The sequence below is a fragment of the Arthrobacter sp. Leaf234 genome (assembly GCF_001422665.1).
In the GTDB taxonomy this organism is placed as follows: domain Bacteria; phylum Actinomycetota; class Actinomycetes; order Actinomycetales; family Micrococcaceae; genus Arthrobacter_D.
The window spans coordinates 55,285-81,411 of sequence record NZ_LMLU01000007.1 but is presented as its reverse complement, the minus strand read 5'-3'; the positions used below and the strand labels follow the sequence as shown (position 1 = coordinate 81,411).

The window sequence follows — 26,127 nt, the reverse complement described above, 5'->3', positions numbered from 1 at the left end:
CCTGCTGACCGGATCCGCCCTGTGACCTACCGTGTCATGGGCGTGGACCCCGGACTGACGAGGTGCGGCCTGGCCGTCGTCGACATCGAACCGAACCGTCGCTCGACGCTCGTGGCCGTCGGCGTCGTCGGGACGGAGGCTGGTCGCAGCCTGGACGAACGGCTGCTCGTCATCTCCGAGTCGGTCGACACCTGGCTGGACCTGCACAAGCCGGAGGTCCTCGCCGTCGAGCGCGTCTTCAGCCAGTTGAACGTGAGCACCGTCATGGGGACGGCCCAGGCGTCCGGCGTGGTCATCGTCTCGGCCGCCCGCCGCGGGATCCCCGTCGCCCTGCACACGCCCACCGAGGTCAAGGCGGCCGTCACGGGCAACGGGCAGGCGGACAAGGTGGCCGTCACCAAGATGGTCACGAAGATCCTCCGCCTCGACACCCCTCCGCGGCCGGCGGATGCCGCCGACGCGCTGGCCCTCGCCATCACCCACGCGTGGCGCAGGGGAGTGGGGCAGCAGGGCGCCGCGGCGTCCGGCGGCTCGCTCACGCCGGCGCAGCGCCTGTGGGCGGAAGCGGAAGCCAGGGCCCGACGCCGGTAGGCCCGCCCCCCGGTGTGGCGGCTCGATCGCACGGCGTGACGCCGGTACCGTAGTGCATTAGAACGTATGTTCGACACCGGGTGCGCCCGGTCCATCCATCCGCACGTGCCTCTGGAGCTCCTCATGATCAGTTCCCTCCGCGGGACAGTGACCCACGTGGGCCTGCACTCCGCCGTCATCGACGTCAACGGTTTCGGCATGCAGGTCCAGGCCACCCCGCAGACCCTCGCGGGACTGCGGACGGGCGAGGAGGCCAGCGTCGCGACGGCGATGATCGTGCGCGAGGACTCCATGACGCTCTTCGGGTTCGAGGACGCCGACCAGCGCGAGGTCTTCGAGACGCTCCTCGCCGTCAGCGGCGTCGGTCCGCGCCTGGCCCTGGCCGTGCTCGCCGTCCACACCCCGGATGCCGTGCGCATCGCGGCGTCGTCGGGCGACGACAAGGCCTTCAGCAAGGTACCCGGGATCGGGCCCAAGGGCGCGCGGCGCATCGTGCTGGAACTCGCGGGCAAGCTCGTGCCGCTGGAGGCGAAGCCCGGTGTGTCGGCGCAGTCCTGGCAGGGCCAGGTGCTCACGGCCATGATGGGCCTCGGCTGGTCCGAGAAGGACGCCGGAGCGGCGATCGACGCCGCCGTCGCCGAGGCGCCCGAGGTCGCCGCGACCGGCGACGTGGGGCAGATCCTGAAACTCACCCTCCGCAGGCTCGGCCAGGACGGCGCGCGCAGCTCCGCCCGGTCGACCACCCGGGGTCCGCGCACTCCCGCGGGCGCTGCCGGCCGGGTCCAGGCCGACGCCGAGGTGGGCGCATGACCGACCACCACCCCGAGGACGTGCCGCTGGTCGCGCCCGCGGCCGATCCGGAGGACCGCGCCGTCGAGGCCGCGCTCCGGCCGAAGAACCTCGACGACTTCGTCGGCCAGAAGCGCGTCAGGCGGCAGCTCTCGCTGGTGCTCGAAGCCTCCCGCCTGAGGGGGCGCAGCGCGGACCACGTCCTGCTGTCCGGCCCTCCCGGGCTCGGGAAGACCACCCTCGCCATGATCATCGCCGCGGAGATGAACGCGCCGCTGCGCATCACCTCCGGGCCCGCCATCCAGCACGCCGGTGACCTCGCGGCGATCCTCTCCTCGTTGACGGAGGGGGAGGTGCTCTTCCTCGACGAGATCCACCGCATGTCCCGGCCCGCCGAGGAGATGCTGTACATGGCCATGGAGGACTTCCGGGTCGACATCATCGTCGGCAAGGGACCCGGCGCCACCGCCATCCCCCTGGAGCTGCCGCCGTTCACGCTCGTCGGAGCCACGACGCGAGCCGGCCTCCTTCCCGGCCCGCTCCGGGACCGGTTCGGCTTCACGGGGCACCTCGAGTTCTACTCCACCGAGGAACTCGAGCTCGTGCTCCGCCGCTCCGCGATGCTGATGGACATGAAGGTCAGTTCGGCGTCCTTCGCGGAGATCGCCGGCCGCTCCCGGGGGACCCCGCGTATCGCCAACCGCCTGCTGCGGCGTGTCCGGGACTGGGCGCTCGTCCACGGCGTCGACCTCATCGATGCACGGTCCGCCAGTGCGGCGCTGGACATGTACGAGGTGGATGCGCGCGGGCTCGACCGGCTCGACCGCTCGGTGCTCACGGCCCTCATCACCAAGTTCAACGGAGGGCCGGTGGGACTGTCCACCCTGGCCATCGCCGTCGGTGAGGAACCGGAGACCGTGGAGACCGTGGCCGAGCCCTACCTGGTGCGTGAGGGCATGCTGGGACGCACCCCGCGGGGGCGGATCGCGACCGCCGCCGCCTGGAAGCACCTCGGCCTCGTGATGCCCGCCACCGTGGCCGCAGCCATGCCCGAGGACCTCTTCTCCGTCGCGCCGGAGGACCTGATGGGCAGCGAATCCGCGATCGACAGCTGGGCCCGACCGGACCCGTGACGCGGAAGCGGTCAGGATTCCCCTTTACACTGGTGTCTTCGTCTGTGTGCCGGGGCACATCCCTGCCGCACACACCCAGACCCACGAACGGATTCGCCCAGTGCTCGCACACGTAGTTGCCCAGACCGCATCCGAAGATGCTCCTCCCTTCGACATCTTCTCGCTGCTGCTGCCCCTGGCGCTGGCGTTCCTGATCTTCACCATGTTCCGGCGGCAGCGTAAGTCGCAGCAGCAGGTCAAGGAGATGCGGACGCAGATGGAGCCGGGCACCGAGGTCATGACGCAGTTCGGTCTCTTCGGCACGATCGTCTCCATCGACCAGGAGAACAATAAGGCCGTCCTCGAACTGTCGCCCGGCACCTTCGCGACCGTCCATACGCAGGCCCTCTCGAAGGTCGTGCAGCAGGAGTCCGCCGCGGCGGAGGACACGCCCGGTACGGACGATGACGCCGCACGGCGCGATCTCGACGCCTACGACGGCGCGGTCGTCCCGGACGACGCCTCCTCGCTCGACGGTGTCGACCGGCCCGCCACCGGCGGGGCGACCGCCACCTCGCCCTCCACGGTGTCGGGTGCCGAGACCCCGGACCCCCTGCGCGAGCAGGGCGGCGAGCTGCCCGAGAGTGATCAGCCGCTGCGGGACAACCGCGACGCGCGCGACGCCCGCGACCCCAAAGCGAACCCCGACCACTAGCATTCCTCAGGGGCCGGTACTCAGCCGCGCCTGTCGTGACACCGGCGCCACGCGTGGCGCCACAGCATAAGGACACCTCACCATGCCTCGTACCGGTCCCGGGACGGCAGCCAAGCGGACACTTGTCTGGCTGGGCGTACTGACCGCACTGCTCGCGATCCTCCTCGGCTCGGGCTCCATCTGGAGCACGGCCAGCTGGAGCCCGCGCCTGGCCCTCGACCTCGAGGGCGGCACCCAGATGATCCTCGCCCCCCGGGTCCAGGGCGGCAGCGAGATCACGCCCGAGCAGCTCGACCAGGCCGTCGAGATCATCCGCCAGCGTGTCGACGGCTCAGGCGTCGCCGAAGCCGAGATCAACACCCAGTCCGGCCAGAACGTGATCGTGTCCCTCCCGGGCACCCCTGACCCGGAGACGCGGGACCTGATCCAGGCATCCGCGCAGATGGAGTTCCGGCCGGTCCTCGCCGGCGGACCCGGTCAGGCGCCCGCCGCCGAGACGCCGACGCCCGACGACCAGCTGCCCCAGCCCGCGGCCGAGCCGCAGGACGCCAGCGATCCGAACTGGATCACCCCGGAGCTGTACAAGGAGTTCGAGGCGCTCGACTGCCTCGATCCGGCCGCACTCGAGCCCGCGGAGGAACCGGCGCCCGCCGACGAGCCCATGGTCGCCTGCGAGCCAGACACCCAGGGCAAGTACATCCTCGGCCCGGTCGAGGTACCGGGCACGGACATCTCGACCGCGAGTTACGGGCTGCAGCGGGGTGCCCAGGGCCAGGCGCTCAACACCTGGGCCGTCAACATCGACTTCAACGACGAGGGCACGCAGATCTTCCGCGAGGTCACCGAGCGCCTCTTCGCCCTCGGCGACGGGGACCCACGGAACCAGTTCGCCATCGTGCTCGACGGCCGGATCGTCTCCGCGCCCACCACCAACGCCGTGATCCCCGACGGCAATCCCCAGATCAGCGGCAACTTCACCGAGGAGTCCGCCGCGGCGCTGGCCGAGCAGCTCAAGTACGGCGCGCTGCCGATCAGCTTCGAGATCCAGAGCGAGCAGCAGATCTCCGCGACCCTCGGTGCGGACCAGCTCCGCCTGGGCCTGATCGCCGGGCTGATCGGCCTGCTCCTCGTCGCCGTGTACTCGATGTTCCAGTACCGCCTCCTCGGGCTGGTCACCATCGCGTCGCTCGTCGTCGCGGGCGTCCTGACCTACCTGGCCATCTGCATCCTCGGCTGGACGGAGAACTACCGTCTCTCACTCGCCGGTGTCGCAGGCCTGATCGTGGCTATCGGCCAGACCGCGGACTCGTTCATCGTGTACTTCGAACGCATCCGCGACGAGCTGCGTGACGGGCGCGGGCTCGTCTCCGCCGTCGAGAACGGGTGGCGCCGGGCCAAGCGCACCGTCCTCGCCTCGAAGGCCGTCAACCTCCTCGCCGCGCTGGTGCTCTACTTCGTCGCCGTGGGCAACGTCCGTGGCTTCGCCTTCACCCTCGGCCTGACCGCCATCGCCGACCTGATCGTCGTCTTCCTGTTCACGCACCCCGTGCTGCGGCTCCTCGCGAGGACGAAGTTCTTCGGTGAGGGCCACCCGTGGTCCGGCCTCGATCCCCGCCGCCTCGGGGGCATTCCCCTCTACCGGGGAGCAGGCAGGCTCCGTGAGCCCGGCGCCACCGTTCCCGCGCCGGCCGCCACGACCCGCGCCAGGAACAAGGGCGCCTCCGGTGAGGCGGAACGCCGCCTGACCATCGCCGAGCGCCGCCGCGCGGAGCAGCAGGAGGCACTCGCCGGACGTACGGGGTCCACCGTCGTCGACCGCACCGGTTCTTCCCAGAAAGAGACCCACGAATGAGCCGCACCAGCTTCGCCACCTTCGGCAACGAGCTCTACTCGGGCAAGCGCTCGTATCCTTTCGTCGCCAAGCGGAACCTCTGGTTCCTGATCGCGGGGATCGCCCTCCTCGTCTCGATCGTCATCCCCGTGGTCAAGGGTGGCTTCAACCTCGGTATCGACTTCCGCGGCGGTTCGGAGTTCACCGTGTCGGCGACGGAGAACACGGAGGTGGCCGTCGGTGAGCAGGCCGTGACCGATGTCGTTCCCGACGCCGTGCCTCGCGTGACGAACATCGCCGCGGACACCATGCGCATCCAGACCGAGCGGCTCTCCGACGACGAGACCCTCAGCGTCCGCGACAACCTGGTCGCCGGCTACGGTGTCGGGGAGGACCAGGTCACGTCGAGCTTCGTCGGCCCGACCTGGGGCGAGGACGTCAGCCGCCAGGCGCTGATCGGGTTCGGGGTGTTCGTGGTCCTGGCCGCGATCCTGATGGGCATCTACTTCCGCACGTGGAAGATGTCCCTCGCCGCCATGGCGGCCCTCGTGGTGGTCATGGTCGTCACGGCCGGCCTGTACTCGCTCAGTGACTTCGAGGTCACACCCTCGGCGATCATCGGCTTCCTGACCATCCTGAGCTACGCCCTCTACGACACGGTGGTGGTGTTCGACAAGATCCGGGAGAACACCGCGGACGTGACCATCTCCACGAAACGGACCTTCGCCGAGCAGGTCAACCTCGCCGTCAACCAGACCCTGGTGCGCTCCATCAACACGTCGGTCGTGGCCATCCTCCCGGTCGCCTCGATCCTGTTCATCGGTGCGTTCGTCCTGGGGGCGGGCACCCTCCAGGACCTCTCCCTGGCACTGTTCATCGGCATCATCCTCGGCACGCTCGGTACCATCTTCATCGCAGCCCCCCTGTACGCGGCGCTGCGGCTCAACGAGCCCGAACTGAGGAAGCAGGAGAAGAAGGTCCTGAACCGCCGCTCCATGGAGGCCGCTGCCGCCTGACCGCAGCGCCGGAACGCTGATCCGCCGAGCGCATCGACGACCCCGGCGACGACTCCGACGCGCTGCTCCGGCCGTCGCATCCTTCAGGGGATGCTGCGGCCGGTGCGGTGAAAAGCCCGGCTAGACTTGGATGTGCGACCCGACCTGTGGCATCTTGAGTCCTTCCAGGGTCCGATACCGAGATGGAGGGGCTGTGCATGGCTGAAGCGGTGAATCCCGCAGTGCGGCCCGGTGACGCCCAGGACGTCGTCCCGGCCGAGGGCACGGGGCCTGTCACCACCGAGGTCCCGCAGCCTGCAGCCCGGGGGCTCGTGCAACCCGCGTCGCCGTCGTCCGCGCCTTCCGCGAGCAGCGCCGGCGAAGTCGCCCCCGGCCGCCGCGGCCGTACCCGCGCCAGGATCGCGCGACTCACCGGAAGGGGTTCCTCCGGGTACTCGCCCGTCCTCGAGCCGCTCCTGCGCACCGTACGCGCCAACAACCCCAAGGAGGACCTGGACCTCATCCAGCGCGCCTACCTGGTTGCCGAGCGCAGCCACGAGGGCCAGACGCGGAAGAGCGGCGACCCCTACATCACGCACCCTGTGGCCGTCGCGACCATCCTCGCGGAGCTCGGCATGACCGGCACCACGCTGGCGGCAGCGCTGCTGCACGACACCGTCGAGGACACCTCCTACACCCTGGACGAACTGAAGCGTGATTTCGGCGCGGAGGTCGCCATGCTGGTCGACGGCGTGACGAAGCTGGACAAGGTCTCCTTCGGGGATGCCGCCCAGGCCGAGACAGTCCGCAAGATGGTCGTCGCCATGGCCAAGGACATCCGGGTGCTGGTCATCAAGCTCGCCGACCGGCTGCACAACGCCCGGACCTGGCGCTTCGTCTCCCCGGCATCCTCGGCGAAGAAGGCGCGGGAGACCCTCGAGATCTTCGCGCCCCTCGCCCACCGCCTCGGCATGAACACCATCAAGTGGGAGCTGGAGGATCTCTCCTTCGCCGCGCTGCATCCGAAGGTGTACGAGGAGATCGTCCGGATGGTGGGGGACAGGACCCCCGAGCGGGAGAAGCACCTGAGCCTCGTGCGGAACCAGGTCGAGGAGGATCTCCGCGCGGTGAAGATCAAGGCCACCATCACCGGGCGGCCCAAGCACTACTACTCGATCTACCAGAAGATGATCGTGCGCGGCAAGGACTTCGACGACATCCATGACCTGATGGGCGTGCGCGTGCTGGTGGACAGCGTGCGCGACTGCTACGCGACCCTCGGCTCGCTGCATTCCCGCTGGAACCCCCTGCCCGGGCGGTTCAAGGACTACATCGCGATGCCGAAGTTCAACATGTACCAGTCGCTGCACACCACGGTGATCGGCCCCGGCGGGAAGCCGGTGGAGATCCAGATCCGGACGCACGACATGCACCGCCGCGCCGAGTACGGCGTCGCGGCGCACTGGAAGTACAAGAGCGGCGGGCGGCAGCTCGAGACCCCGGAGAACGGCGACATGGGGTGGCTCCGCAGCCTCGTCGACTGGCAGCAGGAGACGTCCGACCCGAACGAGTTCCTCGATTCGCTGCGCTTCGAGATCAATGCGCGCGAGGTGTTCGTGTTCACCCCGAAGGGTGAGGTCATGGCGCTGCCGGCCGGGTCCACGCCCGTGGACTACGCGTACGCGGTCCATACCGAGGTGGGGCACCGGACCATCGGCGCCCGGGTCAACGGGAAGCTGGTGCCGCTCAACAGCGAGCTGAACCACGGCGACTGGGTGGAGATCTTCACCTCGAAGGCCGAGGGGGCCGGCCCCAGCCAGGACTGGCAGGGCTTCGTCAAGAGTCCCCGCGCCCGGAACAAGATCCGCCAGTGGTTCACCAAGGAACGCCGCGAGGAGGCGATCGACAAGGGCAAGGAGCTGCTGACGCGCGCCATGCGCAAGCAGAACCTGCCGCTGCAGCGCATGATGACGCACAGCGCCCTCATGTCGGTCGCGGAGGAGCTGAAACACCAGGACATCGCCGCGCTGTACGCGGCGGTGGGCGATGGCCACACGTCCGCGCAGAACGTGATCGAGCACCTCGTCGCGCTGATGGGCGGTCATGAGAGCGCGGAGGAGAAGATCGCGGAGACCGCGGTTGCCACGCAGCCCCGGAGGCCGAAGTTCTCCGACTCCGGTGTGACGGTCCGCGGTGTCGGTGATGTCTGGGTCAAGCTAGCCCGGTGCTGCACGCCCGTCCCGCCGGACCCCATCATCGGGTTCGTCACGCGCGGCTCCGGCGTCTCGGTGCACCGGAACGACTGCCGGAACGTGGCGGAGCTGAGGGACCAGCCGGACCGGATCGTGCCGGTCGACTGGGCGCCCACGCAGTCCAGCGTGTTCCTCGTGGAGATCCAGGTCGAGGCGCTGGACCGCAAGAGCCTGCTCTCGGACGTCACGAGCGTGCTCGCCGAGAACCACGTGAACATCCTGGCGGCGAACGTGAACACGTCCTCGGACCGGGTCGCCATGTCGCGGTTCGCCTTCGAGATGGGCGATCCCAAGTACCTGAACCACATCCTGAGTGCCGTGCGCCGCATCGACGGCGTCTTCGACGTGTACCGGACGACGGGGTCGCAGCGCCGCTGATCGAAGCACTGCCGGCCGCAGCGCCGGTACCCGGATTCGTCCGGTCCTGAAACTGCAGGTGTCCGGCGGGACGACATGGGCGGGCTGCCCGGCGTCGTCGCATGGCCCGCGCTCAGTCACGATGTGGACCCCGGGCCTGACGCAGCCGCTCCAGTGCCCGGGTCTTCCCCGGCACGCGCGCGGTCCTGGCCAGGGCCACCTCCACCAGCCGGAGCGGGCAGTCCAGGGTGGCCGAGGACCCGATGGCGCGCAGGATCTCCACCGCATCCCGCTCCTCTCCGTGCACGGCGATGTCCAGCGCCGTCCTGAGCGGTGTCGTCACGGATACGCCACCCACGAGGTTGACGTCGAACGGCCCGAGCGCCACCTGGTGCATGACGGCGGGCGAGAAGGGCGGGAGGGCGGTCGTGCGGCGCCGATGGTCCGTCACGAGGCTGATCACGCTCGGAGGAGCCGCGCAGCCGTAGATCCACGCCGCGCAGGATCGACCGAGCGCCACACGGGGGCGCACAGAGTGCGGGACGCTGTGTGCCGCCGCCCGGGACCTGGTGGCAGGATCCTCCCGGAAGTCGCTGCGGAGGTAGGAGTCCCCGATCACGAGGCGGACGAGGCCGTCGAGCCGCATGGCCTGCAGCTCGGCCGAGGTGAAGATCTCGCCTGCGTGGAACAGGGCGCCGCCGGTCGACGTCACCGGGACGGCGCCTGCCCCCAGATGGCGTTCCGGGGGTGCTGCGACGTCGGCACTGTCGAGGGGAGGCATTGGTCCAGCATCGCGAGGACGGCCTCGACGCAAAAGCCCTCCGGCGCCGATGTGGACAACGGCGCCGGAGGGCTGGTGGCTCGGCGGCCGGCGGACCGGCCCCCGGCTAGGAGAAGTCCTGGGCGGACTTCTGCAGCATCTCCAGCCACTGTTCGCGAGCGGCGAGGGCTTCGCGCGCGCCGGCGATCTTCTTCGCGTTGCCCGCACGCTCGGCCGAGGCGAGGTCCTCGCGGAGCTGCGCGATCGTCCCCTCGAGCTGGCTGAGCGCACTGTTGGTGCGCGCCTTCGTCTCGGGATTCGTCTTCGTCCAGTGCTCGTCATCCGCAGACTTCACGGCGTCCTCGACCTGGCGGAGACCGGCATCGATCCGGCCCATGTCCGCGCGGGGCACCTTGCCGGCCTCGTCCCAGCGGTCACGGATGGACTGCAGTGCCTTCTTGGCGGCGGCGAGGTCGCGGATCGGCAGGATCTGCTGGGCTTCCTTCAGCAGGGCCTCCTTCGCCACGAGGTTCCCTGCGTACTCCTCGTCGACTGCCTCGTTGACGGCCTTGCGGGCCTCGAAGAAGCGGTCCTGCGCTGCCCGGAAGCGGGCCCACAGGGCGTCGTCGTCCTTGCGGCTGGCGCGCTTCGACGCCTTCCACTCGTCCATCAGGCGCCGGTACTCGGCGGCGGTCTGGCCCCAGTCGGTGGAGGTGGACAGCTGCTCCGCGCGCTTGATGAGCGCTTCCTTGGCCTGCTTGGCCTCGGCGTTGTCGTTGTCCAGCTGGGAGAAGTATGCGCGGCGGTGGCGGTCGAACACGGTGCGGGCCGAGCGGAACCGCTTCCACAGGGCGTCCTCCGTACCGCGGCCCAGGCGCGGCCCGTTCTTCTGGGCAGCCTTCCACAGCTCGAACAGCTCGTTCATGCGCGTGCTGCTGGCCTTCCACTGCACGGTGGAAGGATCGCGCCCCGAGAGCTCCTCGGCCTCCGCGACGATGGCTTCGCGGGCAGCGAGTTCCTTCGCCTTGAGCTCGTCCTGCACGGCGCGTTCGGCCTTCTCGAGACCGCCGATCTCCGCGAGGAGTGCGTCGATCCGCGCCTCCAGGGCGAGCACGTCGCCGACCATCTTGCGTTCGCCGACCTGCGCGCGCAGATGCTTGGCGGTCTTGGTCATGTCCGACGACGGCGCCTTGGCCTGGACACGCTGTTCGAGCAGGGCGACCTGGCTGACGACGTCGTCGTACTTCCGGACGAAGTAGCCGAGCGCCTCGTCACGCGTCGCATCGGGGTACTGGCCCACCGCGTGCTCCTCGCCGTCGACGAGGAGGAAGACATGGCCGTCCTCCTCGACACGTGCGAACTTCGCGGCCTCCTCGAGGGAGGTGCTGTGCGCGGGTGGAGCGACGACGGGCTGGGCGGTCTTCTTCAGCGGCCGCGGCGTCATGGCGGTGGGCAGCGGCGGCTTGGGAGCCGCGAGGCGGGGGGAGGGGGTGCTGAGGGGAGCGGGTTCTGCGGCGAGGGGCGGAGCGGGCTCGGTCGTCCCGGTCGCTTCGGTCGTCGTCGCGACGTCGTCCGCTGTCGCCTCGGCTTCCGAGGTCCCGGCGTCGTCCGCTGCTGCGGCGTCGGCCGGAGCCGCGACCTCGTCGACCTCGGTGGCCTCGGTGGCCTCGGTGGCCTCGGTGGCCTCGGTGGCCACCGGGTCCGCCGTGCCGGCGGACGCCTCATCCGCCGTCGCGTCATGATCCGCGGCGGATCCGTCCTCGACCACCTCGTCCGCGGGAGCAGCGGGGGCGTCCGCCGGAGCCGCCGGGGCTTCGTCGGCCTGAGCCGCCGGGGCTTCGTCGGCCTGAGCCGCCGGGGCGTCCTCCGTGCCGGAGGTCGAGGGGCGGTCGCCCATGGCACCGTCGGCCTCCGCAGCGTCCTGCTGCGTCCCGAGGCCGATGGTCGTTTCGTCGGATTGCTGACTCTCTGTCACCGCTAGAAGTCTTTCGCTCGTCGGATGGCCCTGATCAACGCCGGAGCCATGTCATGCAGGATCACACCATGCAGGGTTCAGGAGTCTATCGGTCCGGTCCCGGCCGGCGAGGGAGGCGTCCACCGGACACCCCTGCTCGACACCGGCAGTACCGCGATTCCTGCCCCTGAGGCTACTTTACCCACTGCCCTCCGTTCCGCGTCCCGGCGCGGATCACGCCGGTGCGTCCACCCGAGCGGCGCCCGGCCCCTGTCACCGCCTGCCGTTCCTTTTCCGGCTGCCCTGCCTGACGCCTAGGATTGAGGCCGCAGAACCGGACCGCCGGCAGCACGGCCGCGGTGACCGGACCCCGTGCAGGAGGAGATCAACACCATGGCCCGCAAGGCATCACTGTCCGGCTTTCCCGAGTGGCTCCCGGAAGAGCGCCTGATCGAGCTGCACGTCCTCGAGGTCCTGCAGCGCACGTTCGAGCTGCACGGGTTCTCGAGCATCGAGACGCGCGCCGTCGAGACCGTGGAGCACCTCCTGCGCAAGGGCGAGATCGACAAGGAGGTCTACGCCGTCTCGCGGCTTCAGGCCGAGGAGGCCTCGGCGTCGGAGAGCGGACTGGCGCTGCACTACGACCTCACGGTCCCGTTCGCCCGCTACGTCGTCGAGAACGCGGGGCACCTCGCCTTCCCGTTCCGCCGGTTCCAGATCCAGAAGTGCTGGCGGGGTGAGCGCCCGCAGGAGGGCAGGGCCCGCGAGTTCACGCAGGCGGACATCGACGTGGTGGGTGACGGCGTCCTGCCGTTCCGGTACGACGTCGAGCTCGCCCTCGCCGTCGTCGAGGCCCTGGGGGCCCTCCCGATTCCCGACGTCACGCTCCGCGTCAACAACCGCAAGCTGGCGGAGGGGTTCTACCGGGGGATCGGTCTCGAGGACACGGCCGCGGTGCTGCGCAGCATCGACAAGCTGGAGAAGATCGGCCCGGAGAAGGTCGGCGCCCTGCTGCGGGACGAGACAGGTGCCGACGACAGGCAGGTGGAGCTCGCCCTCGAGCTGGCGGGCATCCGCACGCCGGACACGTCCTTCGTGGACCAGGTGCGTGCCCTCGGGGTGACGAACGACCTGCTGGAGGAGGGCCTCGACGAGCTCCGCCAGGTGGTCGGCGAGGCGGCACGTCGCGCCCCGGGCCGGGTCGTCGCGGACCTCAGTATCGCCCGCGGTCTCGACTACTACACGGGGACCGTCTACGAGACGGTCCTCGACGGGCACGAGGGCCTCGGCTCCATCTGCTCGGGCGGCCGCTACGACTCCCTCGCCCGGAAGGGCAACCGCACCTTCCCCGGTGTCGGCCTGTCGATCGGGGTGACGCGCATCGTCTCGCGCATGCTCAGCCAGGGCTTCGCGACCGCCTCCCGCGCCGTGCCCACGGCCGTCCTCGTGGCACTCGCCGACGATGACGCGTGGTCGCAGGCGCAGGACGTCGCCGCGGCCCTGCGCCTGCGCGGGATCTCCGCGGAGGTCGCTGCGGGTGCCGAGAAGTTCGGCAAGCAGATCAGGTTCGCCGATCGACGGGGTATCCCGTTCGTCTGGTTCACGGCTGCGGACGGCACGCACGAGGTGAAGGACATCCGGTCCGGCGATCAGGTGGTGGCCGATCCCGCCACGTGGATGCCCCCGTCGGCTGACCTGCGTCCGGTGATCACCCGCGCCTGACCCCGCTCACGCCGTCGCGCGCCCGCCGGGCGAGCACGATCGCCCGGCCGACGAGTCCGACGGCGAGCACCACCAGCATGGTGACCACCGACGTCGCCGGGAGCGTGAAAGCGAGGACGAGGCAGGCGAGCGCGCCGGCCACGTTCAGCCAGCGCGGCGCGTACCACTGCCGGTCCGTCAGGGTGAAGGCCGCGATGTTCGCGATCGCGTAGTACAGCAGGACGCCGAAGCTCGAGAAGCCCACCACCGTCAGCACGTCCGTGGCCAGCAGGAGCACCACGACCACCACGGCCGTGGCGATGTCAGCGATCCAGGGGACGCCGAAGCGCCGCGAGACGCGCCCCAGCAGCTGCGGCAGGTCGCGTCCGCGGGCCATCGCGAGGCTCGTCCGCCCGACCCCGGCGATGAGCGCGAGCAGCGCGCCCAGGCTCGCGAGGGCCGCGGCGAGGGTCACGACGGCGCCGCCCCGGCCCATCGAGCCCTCGCCGGGCACCGCGGCGTCGAACACGTCGCGCAGGGGTGCGGAGGCTTCCGCCAGGGCGGCCGGCCCGAGCACCCTGAGCAGGGACACCCCCAGCACGAGGTAGAGGACCAGCGTGAAACCGAGGGCGCCGAGGATGGCCAGCGGGATGGTCCTGTGGGGGTTTCGGACCTCCTCGCCCATCGTCGCGATGCGGGCGTACCCGGCGAAGGCGAAGAACAGCAGGGCCGCCGCCTGCAGGACCCCGCCGGCCCCCACGGGCACGGTGTCGGAGGCGCCCTCCGCCGGGGGCGTGCTGAGGGCGACCACGATCACGAAGGCGATCACCGGGACCACGAGCGAGACGATCACGCGGGTCGCGAGGGCCGTGCGCGTCACGCCGAGGAGATTGACGGCCGTGAGTGCGGCGACGGCGGCGACGGCCGCTGCCTTCTCGAAGCCCGGGGCGGCGTAGAGGCCGAACGTCAGGGCCATCGCCGCGCAGGAGGCCAGCTTTCCCGTCACGAAGCTCCAGCCCGCGAGGAAGCCGGTCCAGTGACCGAGCTGTTCGCGGCCGTAGACGTACGCGCCGCCGCTGGACGGGTAGCGGACGGCCAGGGAGGCCGTGGCGGAGGCGTTGCAGTAGGCGACGAGGCCGGCGATGAGGATCGCCAGGGGCAGGAACCGCCCCGCGGCGGCTGCCGCAGGCGCGAAGACCGCGAAGGCGCCGGCACCGATCATCGCGCCCAAGCCCACGGTGGTCGCGTCGAAGGCGCCCATCACGCGGCGCAGGGCTGGTTGCTGGGACATGGTCCTCCTCGGACGGGGTGGCCGCCGGGCGGCTGATCGCGCCGGTCGGGCAGGACGGCCGGGCGCCGTCCTCCTCCGGCCGGACAGTGTCCGGGCGCCCGGGGGCGGACCGGTAAAGTTGACTCGGTTCGCACCAACTGTAGGCAGGCGCATCGGCACCTGCGATTCATCTGACACCCCTGTGGGAAGGAATGCTGTGCTCCGCACGCATGAACTCGGCTCCCTTCGGCCCGAGCACGTAGGACAATCGGTCACCCTGGCGGGCTGGGTCGCGCGACGCCGCGACCACGGCGGCGTGGCCTTCCTCGACCTCCGTGACGCCTCCGGTTTCGCGCAGGTCGTGGTCCGCGAGGAGGACGTCTTCTCGAGCCTCCGCAACGAGTACGTCCTGCAGATCGTCGGCACCGTGCAGCAGCGCCCCGAGGGCAACGAGAACCCCGCCCTCCCCACGGGCGCCGTCGAGGTGATCGCGGACTCCGTGACCATCCTCAACACCTCGGACCCCCTGCCGTTCCAGATCGACGAGCACGTCGAGGTCGGCGAGGAGGCACGCCTCCGCCACCGCTACCTCGACCTCCGCCGTCCGGGCCCCCAGGCCAACCTGCGCCTGCGTTCCGAGGCGAGCCGCGTGGCGCGCGAGCTGCTGCACCAGGACGGGTTCGTGGAGATCGAGACCCCCACCCTGACACGCTCGACACCCGAGGGCGCGCGCGACTTCCTCGTTCCCGCGCGGCTCGCCCCCGGCTCCTGGTACGCCCTGCCGCAGTCCCCGCAGCTGTTCAAGCAGCTCCTCCAGGTGGGCGGCTTCGAGAAGTACTACCAGCTGGCCCGCTGCTACCGCGACGAGGACTTCCGCGCGGACCGCCAGCCGGAGTTCACGCAGCTCGACATCGAGGCGAGCTTCGTCGAGGAGGACGACATCATCGCGCTCGGCGAGCAGCTCGTCTCCCGCCTGTGGAAGCTCATCGACGTCGACGTGCCGCTGCCCATCCGCCGCATGACCTACGCGGACGCCATGGCGAAGTACGGCTCCGACAAGCCCGACCTGCGCTTCGGTCTGGAGCTCAGCGAGCTGACCCGGTTCTTCAAGGACACCGGCTTCGGTGTGTTCAAGGCCCCCTACGTCGGCGCCGTCGTCATGCCCGGTGGCGCGTCGCAGCCCCGCCGCCAGCTCGATGCCTGGCAGGAGTGGGCCAAGCAGCGCGGCGCCAAGGGCCTCGCGTACGTCCTCATCGACGACGACGGGAGCCTGCGCGGCCCGGTCGCGAAGAACCTGACCGACGCGGAGCGCGAGGGCCTCGCTGCGGCGACCGGCGCGAGCCCCGGCGATTGCATCTTCTTCGCCGCCGGGGACGCTGCGTCCTCGCGCGCCATCCTCGGCGCCGCACGGGTCGAGATCGGCCGACGCACGGGACTCGTCAAGGAGGGTGACTGGGCGTTCGTGTGGGTCGTTGACGCTCCGATGTTCGAGCCCGCGTCGGCCGCGGTGGCCGCGGGCGACGTCGCCGTGGGTGGCGGCGCGTGGACGGCCGTGCACCACGCCTTCACGTCGCCGAAACCCGAGTTCATGGACACGTTCGACTCGGATCCGGAGAACGCCCTCGCCTACGCGTACGACATCGTGTGCAACGGGAACGAGCTCGGTGGCGGATCCATCCGTATCCACCAGCGTGACGTCCAGGAGCGCGTGTTCGCGGTCATGGGACTGAGCGCCGAGGAGGCCCAGGAGAAGTTCGGGTTCCTGCTCGAGGGCTTCAAGTACGGAGCGCCTCCCCACGGCGGGATCGCGCTCGGCTGGGACCGCGTGGTGTCGCTGCTGGCCGGCACGGACTCCATCCGCGACGTCATCGCGTTCCCGAAGTCCGGCGGCGGCTACGACCCGCTCACCGCCGCCCCCGCGCCCATCACGGCGCAGCAGCGCAAGGAGGCGGGCGTCGACGCGAAGCCCAGGTCGGAGACCACGGCCGACCAGTAGGCCGGTCAGGTTCCTCCGCGCCCTGAGGGACGGGACACCCGGCAGGGGTGTCCCGTCCCTCAGGCGTCCGGGGCCTCATGCGCCACGCTCGCGGTGATCGCTGTCGGACGAATTATGACGATCCGACGGTGGGTCCGCGGGCACTGTGAAATAATCGGCGCAGTACGTGCTCCGGGGTCGGTGTAAGTCCGAACCGGCGGTGATAGTCCGCGACCCGCTCCGTCGTTCCGCACCCGCGGAACGAGGGCGGTTGAGCCGGTGGAATTCCGGGACCGACAGTCAAAGTCTGGATGGGAGAAGCACGCACAGCAGTGCACTGTCCGCTGCCCGATCGATGGGCCGCGGCTCTGCCGTGGTCCGCCGCGGCACGGGGTCCACTGCTGCCATCACCCGGAGCCGTCGTAGCGGCGAAGGATCGGCATGGATTTTCTGCAGTGGCTCTTCGAAGCCCGCATCCCCGTAGGCAACGGCTCCCTGCTGCTCCGTGAGGTGGTGGGCAACGTCTTCGGGCTGCTCAGCGCCCTCGGCGGCATGCGGCGCCGGGTCTGGGCCTGGCCGGTCGGCATCGTCGGCAACGTCCTCCTCCTCACCGTCTTCCTCGGTTCCGTCTTCGGCGCCGCGAGTGCCGCCAACCTCCTCGGCCAGGCCGGCCGCCAGGTCATGTTCATCGCCGTCTCCGTATACGGGTGGCGCCAGTGGCAGGCGAGCCGTCACGGGGGCGGGCAGGCCGTGACGCCCCGGTGGGCCGGGACCAGGGCCAGGATCGGCATGGTCGCCTTCATGGTCCTGGGGACCGTCGCCCTCACCCCCCTCTTCCGCGTGCTCGGTTCCTACGAGCCCGTGTGGGCCGATGCCTGGACCTTCGTCGGGTCTCTCCTCGCCACCTACGGCATGGCCAGGGGCTGGGTCGAGTTCTGGCTGGTCTGGGTGGCCGTGGACCTCGTGGGTGTTCCCCTGCTGTTCAGTGCCGGCTACTACGCGAGCGCCGTCATGTACGCCTTCTACGGGGTCTTCACCCTGGTGGGCTTCTTCGTGTGGGCCAGGGCCCAGCGCACGGCGCAACCCCGTGTCGAGGCCCTCCTGCCCGACCCCAGCCTCCGATGAGCACGACGACGCGGGTGGCGGAGGCCGAGGCGAGGGCGATGCTGCGCGCGCTGGAGCTCGCCGGTCTCGGCGTGCGTGGCGCGAACCCCCTCGTCGGCGCCGTCCTCCTGGCTCCCGACGGCACGGTCCTCGGGGAGGGGCACCACCGGGGCGCCGGCACCCCCCACGCGGAACCCGCGGCCCTCGCGGACGCCGGGGACCGCGGGCACGACCCCCGCGGCGGCACGATGGTGGTCACGCTCGAACCGTGCAACCACACGGGACGCACCGGCCCGTGCAGCGAGGCGCTCATCAGCGCCGGTGTGGCCCGCGTGGTCTTCGCCGCGGATGACGTCAACGGACCAGCGGCGGGCGGCGCGGGCCGGCTCCGCGCAGCGGGCGTCGGGTGCGTCGGCGGGGTGGAAGCGGAAGCGTCGCAGCACCTCAACGAGCGCTGGACGGCGTCCGTCGCAGCGGGTCGCCCCTTCGTGACAGTGAAATCGGCCCAGTCGCTCGACGGGCGGGTGGCGGCGGTCGACGGCACCAGCCAGTGGATCACCGGACCGGAGGCGCGCGCCGACGGCCACCGCCTCCGGGCCCTCGCCGACGCGGTCCTCGTGGGCAGCGGGACGGTGCGCGACGACGATCCGCGCCTCACCGCGCGCGGCGGGCCCGCGGTGGACGGGACGTCCGCGGGAGCCAGGGCGACCCTGCGCGTCGTGATGGGGCTGACCCCGGTGCCCTGCGAGGCCGCCATCCGGGGTCCGGGCTTCGTCCACCTGACCACCCGGGACGTCCGCGCCGCCCTCGATGGACTCTTCGCCCGGGGGGTGCGGCACCTCCTTGTCGAGGGGGGACCGCGGATCGCCGCCGCCTTCCTCCGTGCAGGTGTAGTCGACGAACTGGTCAGCTACGTGGCGCCCGTGGTCCTCGGTGACGGCGCTCCCGCCTTCCCCGACCTGGGGATCGACTCCCTCGCCGCTGCCCCGCGTTGGGGCCTGGACGAGGCGGGCGGACCGGCCGTCCACCGACTCGGGGCGGATGTCCGGCTGCACCTCCGGCCGCCGCCCGGGTGAGCAGCCCGTCCGGCGTCCGACGCCGGACGACTTGACCCCCGGTCGATCCAGGTAGACCCACCCGTCGCTCCATCCCCTCCCGACCCACCCGAAGGAAGTACCCGTGTTCACAGGAATCGTGTCCGAGCAGGGCAGCGTCGTCTCACTCGACGTCACGCCCGACGGCGAGAGCGCGCTGCTCGTCTTCGAGGCGCCCGAGACCGGGAGGGACCTCAGCCCAGGGGCGTCGATCGCCGTCAACGGCGTCTGCCTCACCGCGGTGACGCTCGACGGCGGGCGCGTGGGCGTCGACGTCATGGGCGAGACCCTCCGCCGCACCACCACGGGCGGGCTGCAGCCCGGGACGCCCGTCAACCTCGAGCGCTGCGTGCCGGCCGGCGGACGCCTCGACGGTCATGTCGTCCAGGGCCATGTCGACGGCATCGGGGTGCTCCTCGAGCGCGAGGACCTCGGCGCCTGGCACCGGCTCCGCTTCGGCCTGCCCGCGACGCTCGGCCGGTACGCCGCCGAGAAGGGGTCCGTCGCGATCGACGGCGTGTCCCTGACCGTGACCGCGGTGAGTGCGCCGGACGAGAGCGACCAGTGGTTCGAGGTCGGCCTCATTCCCACGACCCTCAGGGAGACCGGTCTCGGCGCCAAGGCCATCGGCGATCCCGTGAACCTCGAGATGGACGTGCTCGCCAAGTACGCCGAGCGCCTGCTCGGTTTCGCGGCGGTCGACGCCCGGCGGCAGGACACGTCCGGGGACGCGCAGTGATCCGCGAGCCGGCCCGCGACACGACACTCCTCCGCCTCGATCCCGTCGAGGACGCGGTCGCCGCCATCGCGGCCGGCGGTGCAGTCGTCGTGGTCGACGACGAGGACCGCGAGAACGAGGGCGACATCGTCTTCGCCGCCGAGGACGCGACCCCGCAGCTCGTCGGCTGGACCGTGCGGTGGACCTCCGGTGTGCTGTGCGTCCCGCTCCGCGCTGAGGATGCGGACCGCCTCCTCCTGCCGCCGATGACCGCCGTGAACGAGGATTCCAAGGGCACGGCCTACACCGTGTCCTGCGACGCCGCGACGGGCGTCAGCACGGGCATCAGCGCCGCGGACCGGGCCCGGACCGCGCGTGTCCTGGCGGACGGCGCCAGCGGGCCCACGGATGTCACCCGGCCGGGCCACGTCTTCCCCCTCCGCGCTGCACCGGGCGGCGTGCGCGAGCGGGCCGGCCACACCGAGGCCGGGGTGGAGCTCAGTGTCCTCGCGGGCAAGCGCCCGGCCGCGGTGATCGCGGAACTCGTGCACGACGACGGCGACATGATGCGGCTGCCGGCCCTGCGCCGGTTCGCCGACGAGCACGGCATCCCCCTCGTCTCCATCGAGGACCTCGTCGTCTTCCTCGGGGCACGTGCAGCGTCCGGGCCCGACGGCAGCACCGGCGCCGGCGGTGCAGTCCATCGTCCGGACACCCCTGAACACCCCCTCGACATCCCCAGCGACACCACCCCGGAAGGAACATCATGAGCGGCCACGGAGCACCCAGCATCGACATCAGCGCACTCACCACTCAGGACGGCGCGCCACTGCGGCTCGCGATCATCGCGGCGAGCTGGCACACGCAGATCATGGACGGTCTGCTCGACGGCGCCCGGCGTGCCGCCGCGGAAGCGGGGGCGGACGTCACCGAGGTCCGCGTGCCGGGTAGTTTCGAGCTGGCCGTCGCCGCCGCGCGCATCGCCCCGCACGTCGACGCGGTCGCTGCCCTCGGCGTCGTCATCCGCGGCGGGACGCCCCACTTCGAGTACGTGTGCCAGGCCGCGACCTCCGGCCTGACCGACGTCAGCGTCCGGACGGGCGTACCGGTCGGCTTCGGGGTCCTGACCTGCGACACCGAGCAGCAGGGCCTCGACCGCGCCGGCCTGCCCGGCTCCTCCGAGGACAAGGGCCACGAGGCGGTCTCCGCCGCGCTGGCCACGGCCTCCGTCCTCCGGGCCTTCGGGCGGTGACGGCCGAGGCATCCGTCACAGAGCGGGCCGGGCGTGCCGAGCCGGTGCGGSGAGCCGATAGCCTAGGGGATGTGAAAACCTTTGATTCCCTGTTCGAGGAGCTCAGCGCCAAGGCCGTCGAGCGCCCTGCGGGGTCGCGCACCGTCGCGGAACTCGACTCGGGCGTGCACGGCATCGGCAAGAAGGTCGTCGAGGAGGCCGCCGAGGTCTGGATGGCCGCGGAGTACGAGTCGACGGAGGACGCCGCCGAGGAGATCTCGCAGCTGCTCTACCACCTGCAGGTCCTCATGATCGCGAAGGGACTCACGCTCCAGGACGTCTACAAGCATCTCTAGCCGCGCCGGCGCACCCGCCCGCGGCCCACGATCGCCTGTCCCACCCTCCTGACGCGAAAGTACCCCATGCTCCGTGTAGCAGTCCCCAACAAGGGCGCCCTCTCCGAGGCCGCCTCGTCCATGCTCGCCGAGGCCGGCTACCGCCAGCGCCGCGACTCCCGCGAGCTCGTCCTCGTGGACCCCGAGAACGAGATCGAGTTCTTCTTCCTGCGGCCCCGCGACATCGCGGTGTACGTCGGTTCCGGGACGCTCGACGTCGGGATCACCGGCCGTGACCTGTTCCTCGACGCGCAGGTGAAGGCGGAGGAGCTCATGCAGCTCGGCTTCGGCGCGTCCACTTTCCGCTTCGCCGGTCCGGTCGGCGACTTCGACGCCCTCGAGCAGCTCGAGGGCAAGCGGCTCGCCACGAGCTACGAGGGCCTGCTGAAGGACTACCTCGCCGAGCGCGGCATCACGGCGTCGGTGGTCCGGCTCGACGGCGCCGTGGAGTCCTCCGTGCGCCTCGGCGTCGCCGATGCCATCGCCGACGTTGTCGAGACCGGCAACACGCTGCGCGCCGCGGGGATGGAGATCTTCGGTGATCCCATCCTGCAGAGCGAGGCCGTGCTCATCGGCCGCGCGGGGGAGGCCCCCGTGGGCCTCGACGTGCTCCTGCGCCGCCTGCAGGGCGTCCTCGTGGCCCGGCAGTACGTGATGATGGACTACGACGTCCGGAAGGACCTCGTCGACGCGGCGGCGGCCCTGACCCCCGGCCTCGAGTCCCCGACCGTCTCACCCCTGCGCGACTCCGAGTGGGTCGCGGTGCGCTCCATGGTCCGGCGGAACCAGACCAACCGCATCATGGACGAGCTGTACGAGCTCGGTGCGCGCGCCATCCTCGTCAGCACCATCCACGCCTGCAGGATCTAGGGAGGCGAGCATGAGTGTCGCCATCCGCGTGATCCCCTGCCTCGACGTTGACGCCGGACGCGTGGTCAAAGGGGTCAACTTCGAGGACCTGCGTGACGCCGGGGACCCGGTGGAGCTCGCGCACCGCTACGACCGGGCCGGTGCCGACGAGCTCACGTTCCTCGACGTGACCGCCTCCTCCGGCAACCGCGAGACCACGTTCGACGTCGTCTCGCGGACCGCCGAGGAGGTCTTCATCCCGCTGACGGTGGGCGGGGGAGTCCGCGAGATCTCCGACGTGGACCGCCTCCTGCGGTACGGCGCGGACAAGGCCTCGATCAACACCGCCGCCGTCGCGCGGCCGGCCGTGATCGACGAGATCACGAAGCACTTCGGTGCCCAGGTCCTCGTCCTGTCGCTCGACGCGCGCCGGACCCGGGACGCCGCGACGCCGTCGGGCTTCGAGGTGACGACCTACGGCGGCCGCAAGGGTACCGGGATCGACGCCGTCGCCTGGGCGAAGGAGGCCGCCGACCGCGGGGTGGGGGAGATCCTGCTGAACTCGATCGACGCCGACGGAACCAAGGAGGGGTTCGACCTCGAACTCATCCGCGCCGTACGGGCGGCCGTCGGCGTGCCGCTCATCGCCTCGGGCGGTGCGGGCGAGCCCGCACACTTCCCGCCCGCCGTCGAGGCCGGCGCGGACGCCGTGCTGGCGGCCTCCGTCTTCCACTTCGGTCCGGTGTCCGCGATCGCGGACGTCAAGGCCGCGATCCGCGCGGCAGGGTACCCCGTCCGCTAGGCGCCGGGTCCTGCCTGCAGCGGGAGGATTCAGAGACCGACGTCGGCACTCTCGAGCAGGGCGACGGCATCGGGCCCGCCCTCGAACGTGACGAGTGCCTGGGCACGGCGACCGTGGGCGTGCATGAGCAGTTCGCCCGGCTCGCCCACGATGGCCACCGATACGGGTGCGCGCTTCGCGACGTGGCGGGGACCGTCCGTCCGCACCAGCACGATCCCGAGATCCACGCCGCGGTAGAGGATGGCGGCGCGCTTCACGAGTTCCTCCCACAGGGCGTTCGCGTAGTCCTCGTCGAGCGCCCTCGGTGCCCAGCGCGAGCCGGCCCGCCGGACGTCCTCGGTGTGGACGAAGTACTCGATCAGGTTGGCGCTCTTGTCGACGGCATTGAGGCGCATCGGCGAGAGCGCGGGTGGACCGGCGAGGAAACGCCGCACGAGCGCCTCGTAGCCCGCCGGGGATCCGGCACGTTCGGCCGTCTCCCGCGTGGCGCGCTCGGTAATCGGGGCGAACCTCTTCACGACCATGCCGAGGCCCAGGGCCGGCTTGTGCTCGCGCAGGTACAGATGCGCCGCCAGATCGCGCGTGTGCCACCCCTCACAGAGCGTGGGGGCATCGGGACCGGCTGCCAGGAGCGTCTCGGCCAGGACCTCGCGGGACGGGGTTACGTAGTGCATCACTGCTGAAACTAGCACGCCACGCGAGGGCGGTGGCAGGCGCGCCGCGCCGCCGTCGGGGCCGCACTAGAATCAGGGGTGATGCCTCCCACCACGTCCTCCCCGTCCGCCGCCGGAACAGGCGCTCCTCCGGTCTCCGAACGCCAGGCGGCGCGCGACGCGCCCCTGCTCGATCCCGCGATCGCCGGGGCCCTCAAGAAGGACGACGCCGGCCTGGTCGCCGCCGTCGTCCAGCAGTACGACACGCTCGAGGTGCTCATGCTCGGCTGGATGGACGAGGAGGCCCTCCGCCGGACCCTGACCACGGGTCGGGTCACCTTCTTCTCCCGGTCACGCGACGAATACTGGCGGAAGGGCGACACCTCCGGACACCGTCAGTGGGTCAAGGGCGTCGCCCTTGACTGCGACGGAGACGCCCTGCTCGTCACCGTCGACCAGGAAGGCGCCGCCTGCCACACCGGCACCCGCACGTGCTTCGACGGCCGCGACCTGCCCTCCGTCACCTCCAGCCGTCCCGACGCGGAAGGATCCTGACCCGCATGCAGCAGCTCGGCACCATCAGCCCCACCCTCGAGGAGTTCCGCGACCTGGCGAAGGCGCGGCGCGTGGTGCCCGTGCACCTGAAGGTCCTGGCGGATGCGCACACGCCCATCGGGATCTACCGCAAGCTCGCGGACGGCCGCCCGGGCACCTTCCTCATGGAATCCGCGGCCGTCGGCGGCGTCTGGTCGCGCTACTCGTTCATCGGGGCGCACTCCCGGGCAACCCTGACCACGCGCGACGGCGAAGCGCACTGGCTGGGCGAGCCGCCGGCCGGCGTGCCGGTCGCAGGCGATCCCGTCGAGGCGCTCCGCCTCACCGTCGAGGCCCTGCGCACGGAGCGCTTCGAGGAACTGCCTCCCTTCACCTCCGGCATGGTCGGCTTCGTGGGCTGGGAGGCCGTGCGGCACTGGGAACGGCTGACGAGTCCGCCCGAGGACGATCTCCTGCTGCCCGAACTGGCGATGTGCCTGGTCTCCGACCTCGCCATCCATGACAACTCCGAGGGCTCGCTCACCCTCGTCGCCAACGCCGTCAACTTCGACGGCACCGACGAGCGGGTCGACGAGGCCTGGCACGACGCCGTAGCGCGGGTGCGCGCCATGCTCGCCACGCTCGTCGCCCCGGCCGAGCTCGCCGTGTCCGTCATGGCCGAGGGCACGCCAACGGCGGAGGAGTCGATGGAGCGCGTCCGGGAGTCCTGGTTCGAGCCGGAGTACCTGCGCGCGATCGAGCGCGGCAAGCGGGCCATCGTCGACGGCGAGGTCTTCCAGGTCGTCATCAGCCGCCGCTTCGAGATCGAGTGCGACGCTTCTCCGCTGGACGTCTACCGCATCCTGCGGACCACCAACCCGAGCCCCTACATGTACCTGTTCAGCCTCGAGGATTCCGACGGACGCGGCTACTCGATCGTTGGCAGCTCGCCGGAGGCACTCGTCACCGTCACGGGCGACGAGGTCATCACCCACCCCATCGCGGGCTCGCGCCCCCGCGGCAGGACCACGGAGGAGGACCGCGACCTCGCCGTCGAACTCCGGGCGGACACGAAGGAGAAGGCCGAGCACCTCATGCTCGTGGATCTCGCGCGGAACGACCTCTCCAAGGTGTGCACGCCGGGCAGCGTCGACGTCACCCAGTTCATGGAGGTGGAGAAGTTCAGCCACATCATGCACCTCGTCTCCACGGTCGTCGGTCGGCTCTCGCCGGCGAAGACGGCCTACGACGTCCTCGCGGCGACCTTCCCGGCCGGGACACTCTCCGGCGCCCCGAAGCCGCGTGCACTGCGCCTCATCGACGAGGTGGAACCGCATCGCCGCGGCATCTACGGAGGAGTGGTTGGCTACCTCGACTTCGCGGGCGACATGGACATGGCCATCGCCATCCGCTCCGCGCTCCTGCGCGAGGGCACGGCATACGTCCAGGCCGGCGGCGGGATCGTCGCCGACTCGGTGCTGGAGGCCGAGGCCCTCGAGACCGTGAACAAGGCTGCGGCACCCCTGCGGGCAGCCCTCACCGCGGCCGGGCTCCGGCCCGCGGCGGTGGACGCACCATGAGTGCCGGACGCACCGAGCGCACCGCGCCGGGCAGGTTCGCGCGGCGCGGCATAGTCGTCATGGGGATCGTGGTCCTCGCGCTCCTGGCCTTCGGTTCCACGACCCAGACCTGGCTCACCGTCCGCCTGCCGCAGGAGGCCGTGCAGACGCCGGACCTGATGATCGCCGGGAGCGACGCGTCGACCCCCGTGACGGCTTTCGCCCTCGTGGCCCTGGCGGCTGCCCTCGCCGTGTCGATCGCCGGTCGCCTCGCTCGGTGGGTCATCGCCGTGATCCTCGTGCTCTCGGGCGTCGGTATCGCCCTGTCCAGCGCGGGTGTCGCGCTCGATCCCGCGGCGGCTGCAGAACCCGCCGTCGGCGAGGCCATCGGCGTGAGCGGCCTGGCCGGTGCCGAGGCGACGGCCGGCGTCTTCCCGTGGCTCGCCGTCGCGGCCGGCGTCCTCCTGGTGCTCGCGGCCGCCTGGGTGGTCCTGGCGGGCCGCACCTGGGGAGTGAACCGACGATACGACGCCGGGGCCTCGCGGGCGGTCACGCCTGCTGCCGGTGACCTGCAGCCCGGAGCGCCCGCGCCTTCCACGGGAGACGTAGCCCCCGGGGTGGTCCCGGCCGCCGATGACGACGACGGCCGCAGTGAAGGTCCCGTCGACGGACGCCCGGTCCCGGGAGGCGCGTCATCCTCCGCGGCGGCACGGTCCGCGGCCGCGCCCGATGCACCCCCCGACCCACTGCTCCCCGCCGGGGACGAGACCGGCGGGGCATCCTCGGCCGCGGCGCGTCCCTCCCGCGGCCGGTCCAGCGCCCATGCGGACGAGATCGACAGCTGGGACCAGCTCTCGCGGGGCAACGACCCGACCGGCTGAGAGCC

General features: G+C 71.1%; 24 protein-coding genes and 1 riboswitch. Of the genes, 20 read left to right on the top strand and 4 right to left on the bottom strand.

All coding sequences use genetic code 11. The features are described 5' to 3' along the window. Positions 1-21 precede the first annotated feature (21 nt). From ruvC to ASF21_RS12590, 7 genes are all read left to right on the top strand, one after another. The gene (gene ruvC, locus ASF21_RS12620) at positions 22-591 is read left to right on the top strand and encodes a crossover junction endodeoxyribonuclease RuvC (protein ID WP_055771799.1); all 570 of its coding nucleotides are present in this window, start codon (positions 22-24) and stop codon (positions 589-591) included. A gap of 123 nt (positions 592-714) precedes the next feature. Continuing rightward, positions 715-1,401 (top strand): Holliday junction branch migration protein RuvA, encoded by a 687-nt coding sequence (gene ruvA, locus ASF21_RS12615; RefSeq protein ID WP_055772321.1) that lies wholly within the window; start codon positions 715-717, stop codon positions 1,399-1,401. Further along, positions 1,398-2,513 (top strand): Holliday junction branch migration DNA helicase RuvB, encoded by a 1,116-nt coding sequence (ruvB, locus tag ASF21_RS12610; protein ID WP_055771796.1) that lies wholly within the window; start codon positions 1,398-1,400, stop codon positions 2,511-2,513. The genes ruvA and ruvB overlap by 4 nt, the downstream gene beginning before the upstream one ends. Positions 2,514-2,613: 100 nt before the next feature. After that, entirely contained in the window at positions 2,614-3,207 is a 594-nt protein-coding gene (gene yajC, locus ASF21_RS12605; RefSeq protein ID WP_055771794.1) for a preprotein translocase subunit YajC, read from the top strand. Between the two features lie 82 nt (positions 3,208-3,289). Continuing rightward, complete coding sequence (gene secD, locus ASF21_RS12600) at positions 3,290-5,059, top strand: protein translocase subunit SecD (RefSeq protein ID WP_055771791.1); 1,770 nt, start codon at positions 3,290-3,292, stop codon at positions 5,057-5,059. Then, the gene (secF, locus tag ASF21_RS12595) at positions 5,056-6,054 is read left to right on the top strand and encodes a protein translocase subunit SecF (RefSeq protein ID WP_055771789.1); all 999 of its coding nucleotides are present in this window, start codon (positions 5,056-5,058) and stop codon (positions 6,052-6,054) included. The genes secD and secF overlap by 4 nt, the downstream gene beginning before the upstream one ends. 197 nt (positions 6,055-6,251) lie before the next feature. Continuing rightward, positions 6,252-8,663, top strand: coding sequence for a RelA/SpoT family protein (locus ASF21_RS12590; RefSeq protein ID WP_082471541.1), 2,412 nt, complete (start codon positions 6,252-6,254; stop codon positions 8,661-8,663). Between the two features lie 112 nt (positions 8,664-8,775). Here ASF21_RS12590 and ASF21_RS12585 read toward each other — a convergent pair whose 3' ends face one another. Continuing rightward, entirely contained in the window at positions 8,776-9,423 is a 648-nt protein-coding gene (locus ASF21_RS12585; RefSeq protein WP_055771785.1) for a hypothetical protein, read from the bottom strand. A 106-nt stretch (positions 9,424-9,529) separates the two neighbouring features. After that, positions 9,530-11,299: a DUF349 domain-containing protein gene (locus ASF21_RS12580; protein WP_082471567.1), complete on the bottom strand. Its 1,770-nt coding sequence runs from the start codon at positions 11,297-11,299 to the stop codon at positions 9,530-9,532. A gap of 450 nt (positions 11,300-11,749) precedes the next feature. Here ASF21_RS12580 and hisS point away from each other — a divergent pair, with 450 nt between their 5' ends. Next, positions 11,750-13,078 (top strand): histidine--tRNA ligase, encoded by a 1,329-nt coding sequence (gene hisS / locus ASF21_RS12575; protein ID WP_055772315.1) that lies wholly within the window; start codon positions 11,750-11,752, stop codon positions 13,076-13,078. Here hisS and ASF21_RS12570 read toward each other — a convergent pair. Further along, positions 13,065-14,348: an APC family permease gene (locus ASF21_RS12570; protein WP_055771782.1), complete on the bottom strand. Its 1,284-nt coding sequence runs from the start codon at positions 14,346-14,348 to the stop codon at positions 13,065-13,067. The genes hisS and ASF21_RS12570 overlap by 14 nt on opposite strands. A 196-nt stretch (positions 14,349-14,544) precedes the next feature. Here ASF21_RS12570 and aspS point away from each other — a divergent pair, with 196 nt between their 5' ends. The 9 genes from aspS (at position 14,545) to hisF (ending at position 22,495) form a co-directional block, all read left to right on the top strand. After that, a complete protein-coding gene (gene aspS / locus ASF21_RS12565) occupies positions 14,545-16,323 on the top strand; it encodes an aspartate--tRNA ligase (RefSeq protein ID WP_082471540.1) in 1,779 nt (592 codons plus the stop codon). 163 nt (positions 16,324-16,486) lie between these two features. After that, positions 16,487-16,629: riboswitch (FMN riboswitch) on the top strand. A 114-nt stretch (positions 16,630-16,743) separates the two neighbouring features. After that, positions 16,744-17,427 (top strand): nicotinamide riboside transporter PnuC, encoded by a 684-nt coding sequence (pnuC, locus tag ASF21_RS12560; RefSeq protein ID WP_055771779.1) that lies wholly within the window; start codon positions 16,744-16,746, stop codon positions 17,425-17,427. Next, the gene (ribD, locus tag ASF21_RS12555; RefSeq protein WP_055771777.1) at positions 17,424-18,482 is read left to right on the top strand and encodes a bifunctional diaminohydroxyphosphoribosylaminopyrimidine deaminase/5-amino-6-(5-phosphoribosylamino)uracil reductase RibD; all 1,059 of its coding nucleotides are present in this window, start codon (positions 17,424-17,426) and stop codon (positions 18,480-18,482) included. The genes pnuC and ribD overlap by 4 nt, the downstream gene beginning before the upstream one ends. A gap of 103 nt (positions 18,483-18,585) precedes the next feature. Further along, entirely contained in the window at positions 18,586-19,239 is a 654-nt protein-coding gene (locus tag ASF21_RS12550) for a riboflavin synthase (protein ID WP_055771774.1), read from the top strand. Then, the gene (ribB, locus tag ASF21_RS12545) at positions 19,236-19,988 is read left to right on the top strand and encodes a 3,4-dihydroxy-2-butanone-4-phosphate synthase (protein ID WP_082471539.1); all 753 of its coding nucleotides are present in this window, start codon (positions 19,236-19,238) and stop codon (positions 19,986-19,988) included. The genes ASF21_RS12550 and ribB overlap by 4 nt, the downstream gene beginning before the upstream one ends. Beyond that, positions 19,985-20,470, top strand: a complete 486-nt coding sequence (ribH, locus tag ASF21_RS12540; protein ID WP_055771771.1) for a 6,7-dimethyl-8-ribityllumazine synthase — start codon at positions 19,985-19,987, stop codon at positions 20,468-20,470. Before ribB ends, ribH begins: the two co-directional genes overlap by 4 nt. A gap of 71 nt (positions 20,471-20,541) precedes the next feature. Further along, complete coding sequence (locus ASF21_RS12535; protein ID WP_055771768.1) at positions 20,542-20,805, top strand: phosphoribosyl-ATP diphosphatase; 264 nt, start codon at positions 20,542-20,544, stop codon at positions 20,803-20,805. Between the two features lie 66 nt (positions 20,806-20,871). Further along, positions 20,872-21,714, top strand: coding sequence for an ATP phosphoribosyltransferase (gene hisG, locus ASF21_RS12530; RefSeq protein ID WP_055771765.1), 843 nt, complete (start codon positions 20,872-20,874; stop codon positions 21,712-21,714). Positions 21,715-21,724: 10 nt separating this feature from the next. Further along, positions 21,725-22,495 (top strand): imidazole glycerol phosphate synthase subunit HisF, encoded by a 771-nt coding sequence (gene hisF / locus ASF21_RS12525; protein WP_055771761.1) that lies wholly within the window; start codon positions 21,725-21,727, stop codon positions 22,493-22,495. A 29-nt stretch (positions 22,496-22,524) separates the two neighbouring features. Here hisF and ASF21_RS12520 read toward each other — a convergent pair whose 3' ends face one another. Then, complete coding sequence (locus ASF21_RS12520) at positions 22,525-23,169, bottom strand: TIGR03085 family metal-binding protein (protein WP_055771757.1); 645 nt, start codon at positions 23,167-23,169, stop codon at positions 22,525-22,527. Positions 23,170-23,250: 81 nt separating this feature from the next. Between ASF21_RS12520 and hisI the strand changes: the two genes are divergently transcribed. Genes hisI through ASF21_RS12505 form a run of 3 tightly spaced genes read left to right on the top strand, consistent with a single transcriptional unit; the run spans position 23,251 to position 26,122 of the window. Then, complete coding sequence (hisI, locus tag ASF21_RS12515; protein WP_055771754.1) at positions 23,251-23,703, top strand: phosphoribosyl-AMP cyclohydrolase; 453 nt, start codon at positions 23,251-23,253, stop codon at positions 23,701-23,703. A 5-nt stretch (positions 23,704-23,708) separates the two neighbouring features. Next, positions 23,709-25,262 (top strand): anthranilate synthase component I, encoded by a 1,554-nt coding sequence (locus tag ASF21_RS12510; protein WP_055771751.1) that lies wholly within the window; start codon positions 23,709-23,711, stop codon positions 25,260-25,262. Next, on the top strand, positions 25,259-26,122 hold the full coding sequence (locus ASF21_RS12505; protein ID WP_055771748.1) for a Trp biosynthesis-associated membrane protein: 864 nt from the start codon (positions 25,259-25,261) through the stop codon (positions 26,120-26,122). Before ASF21_RS12510 ends, ASF21_RS12505 begins: the two co-directional genes overlap by 4 nt. Positions 26,123-26,127: the final 5 nt, after the last annotated feature.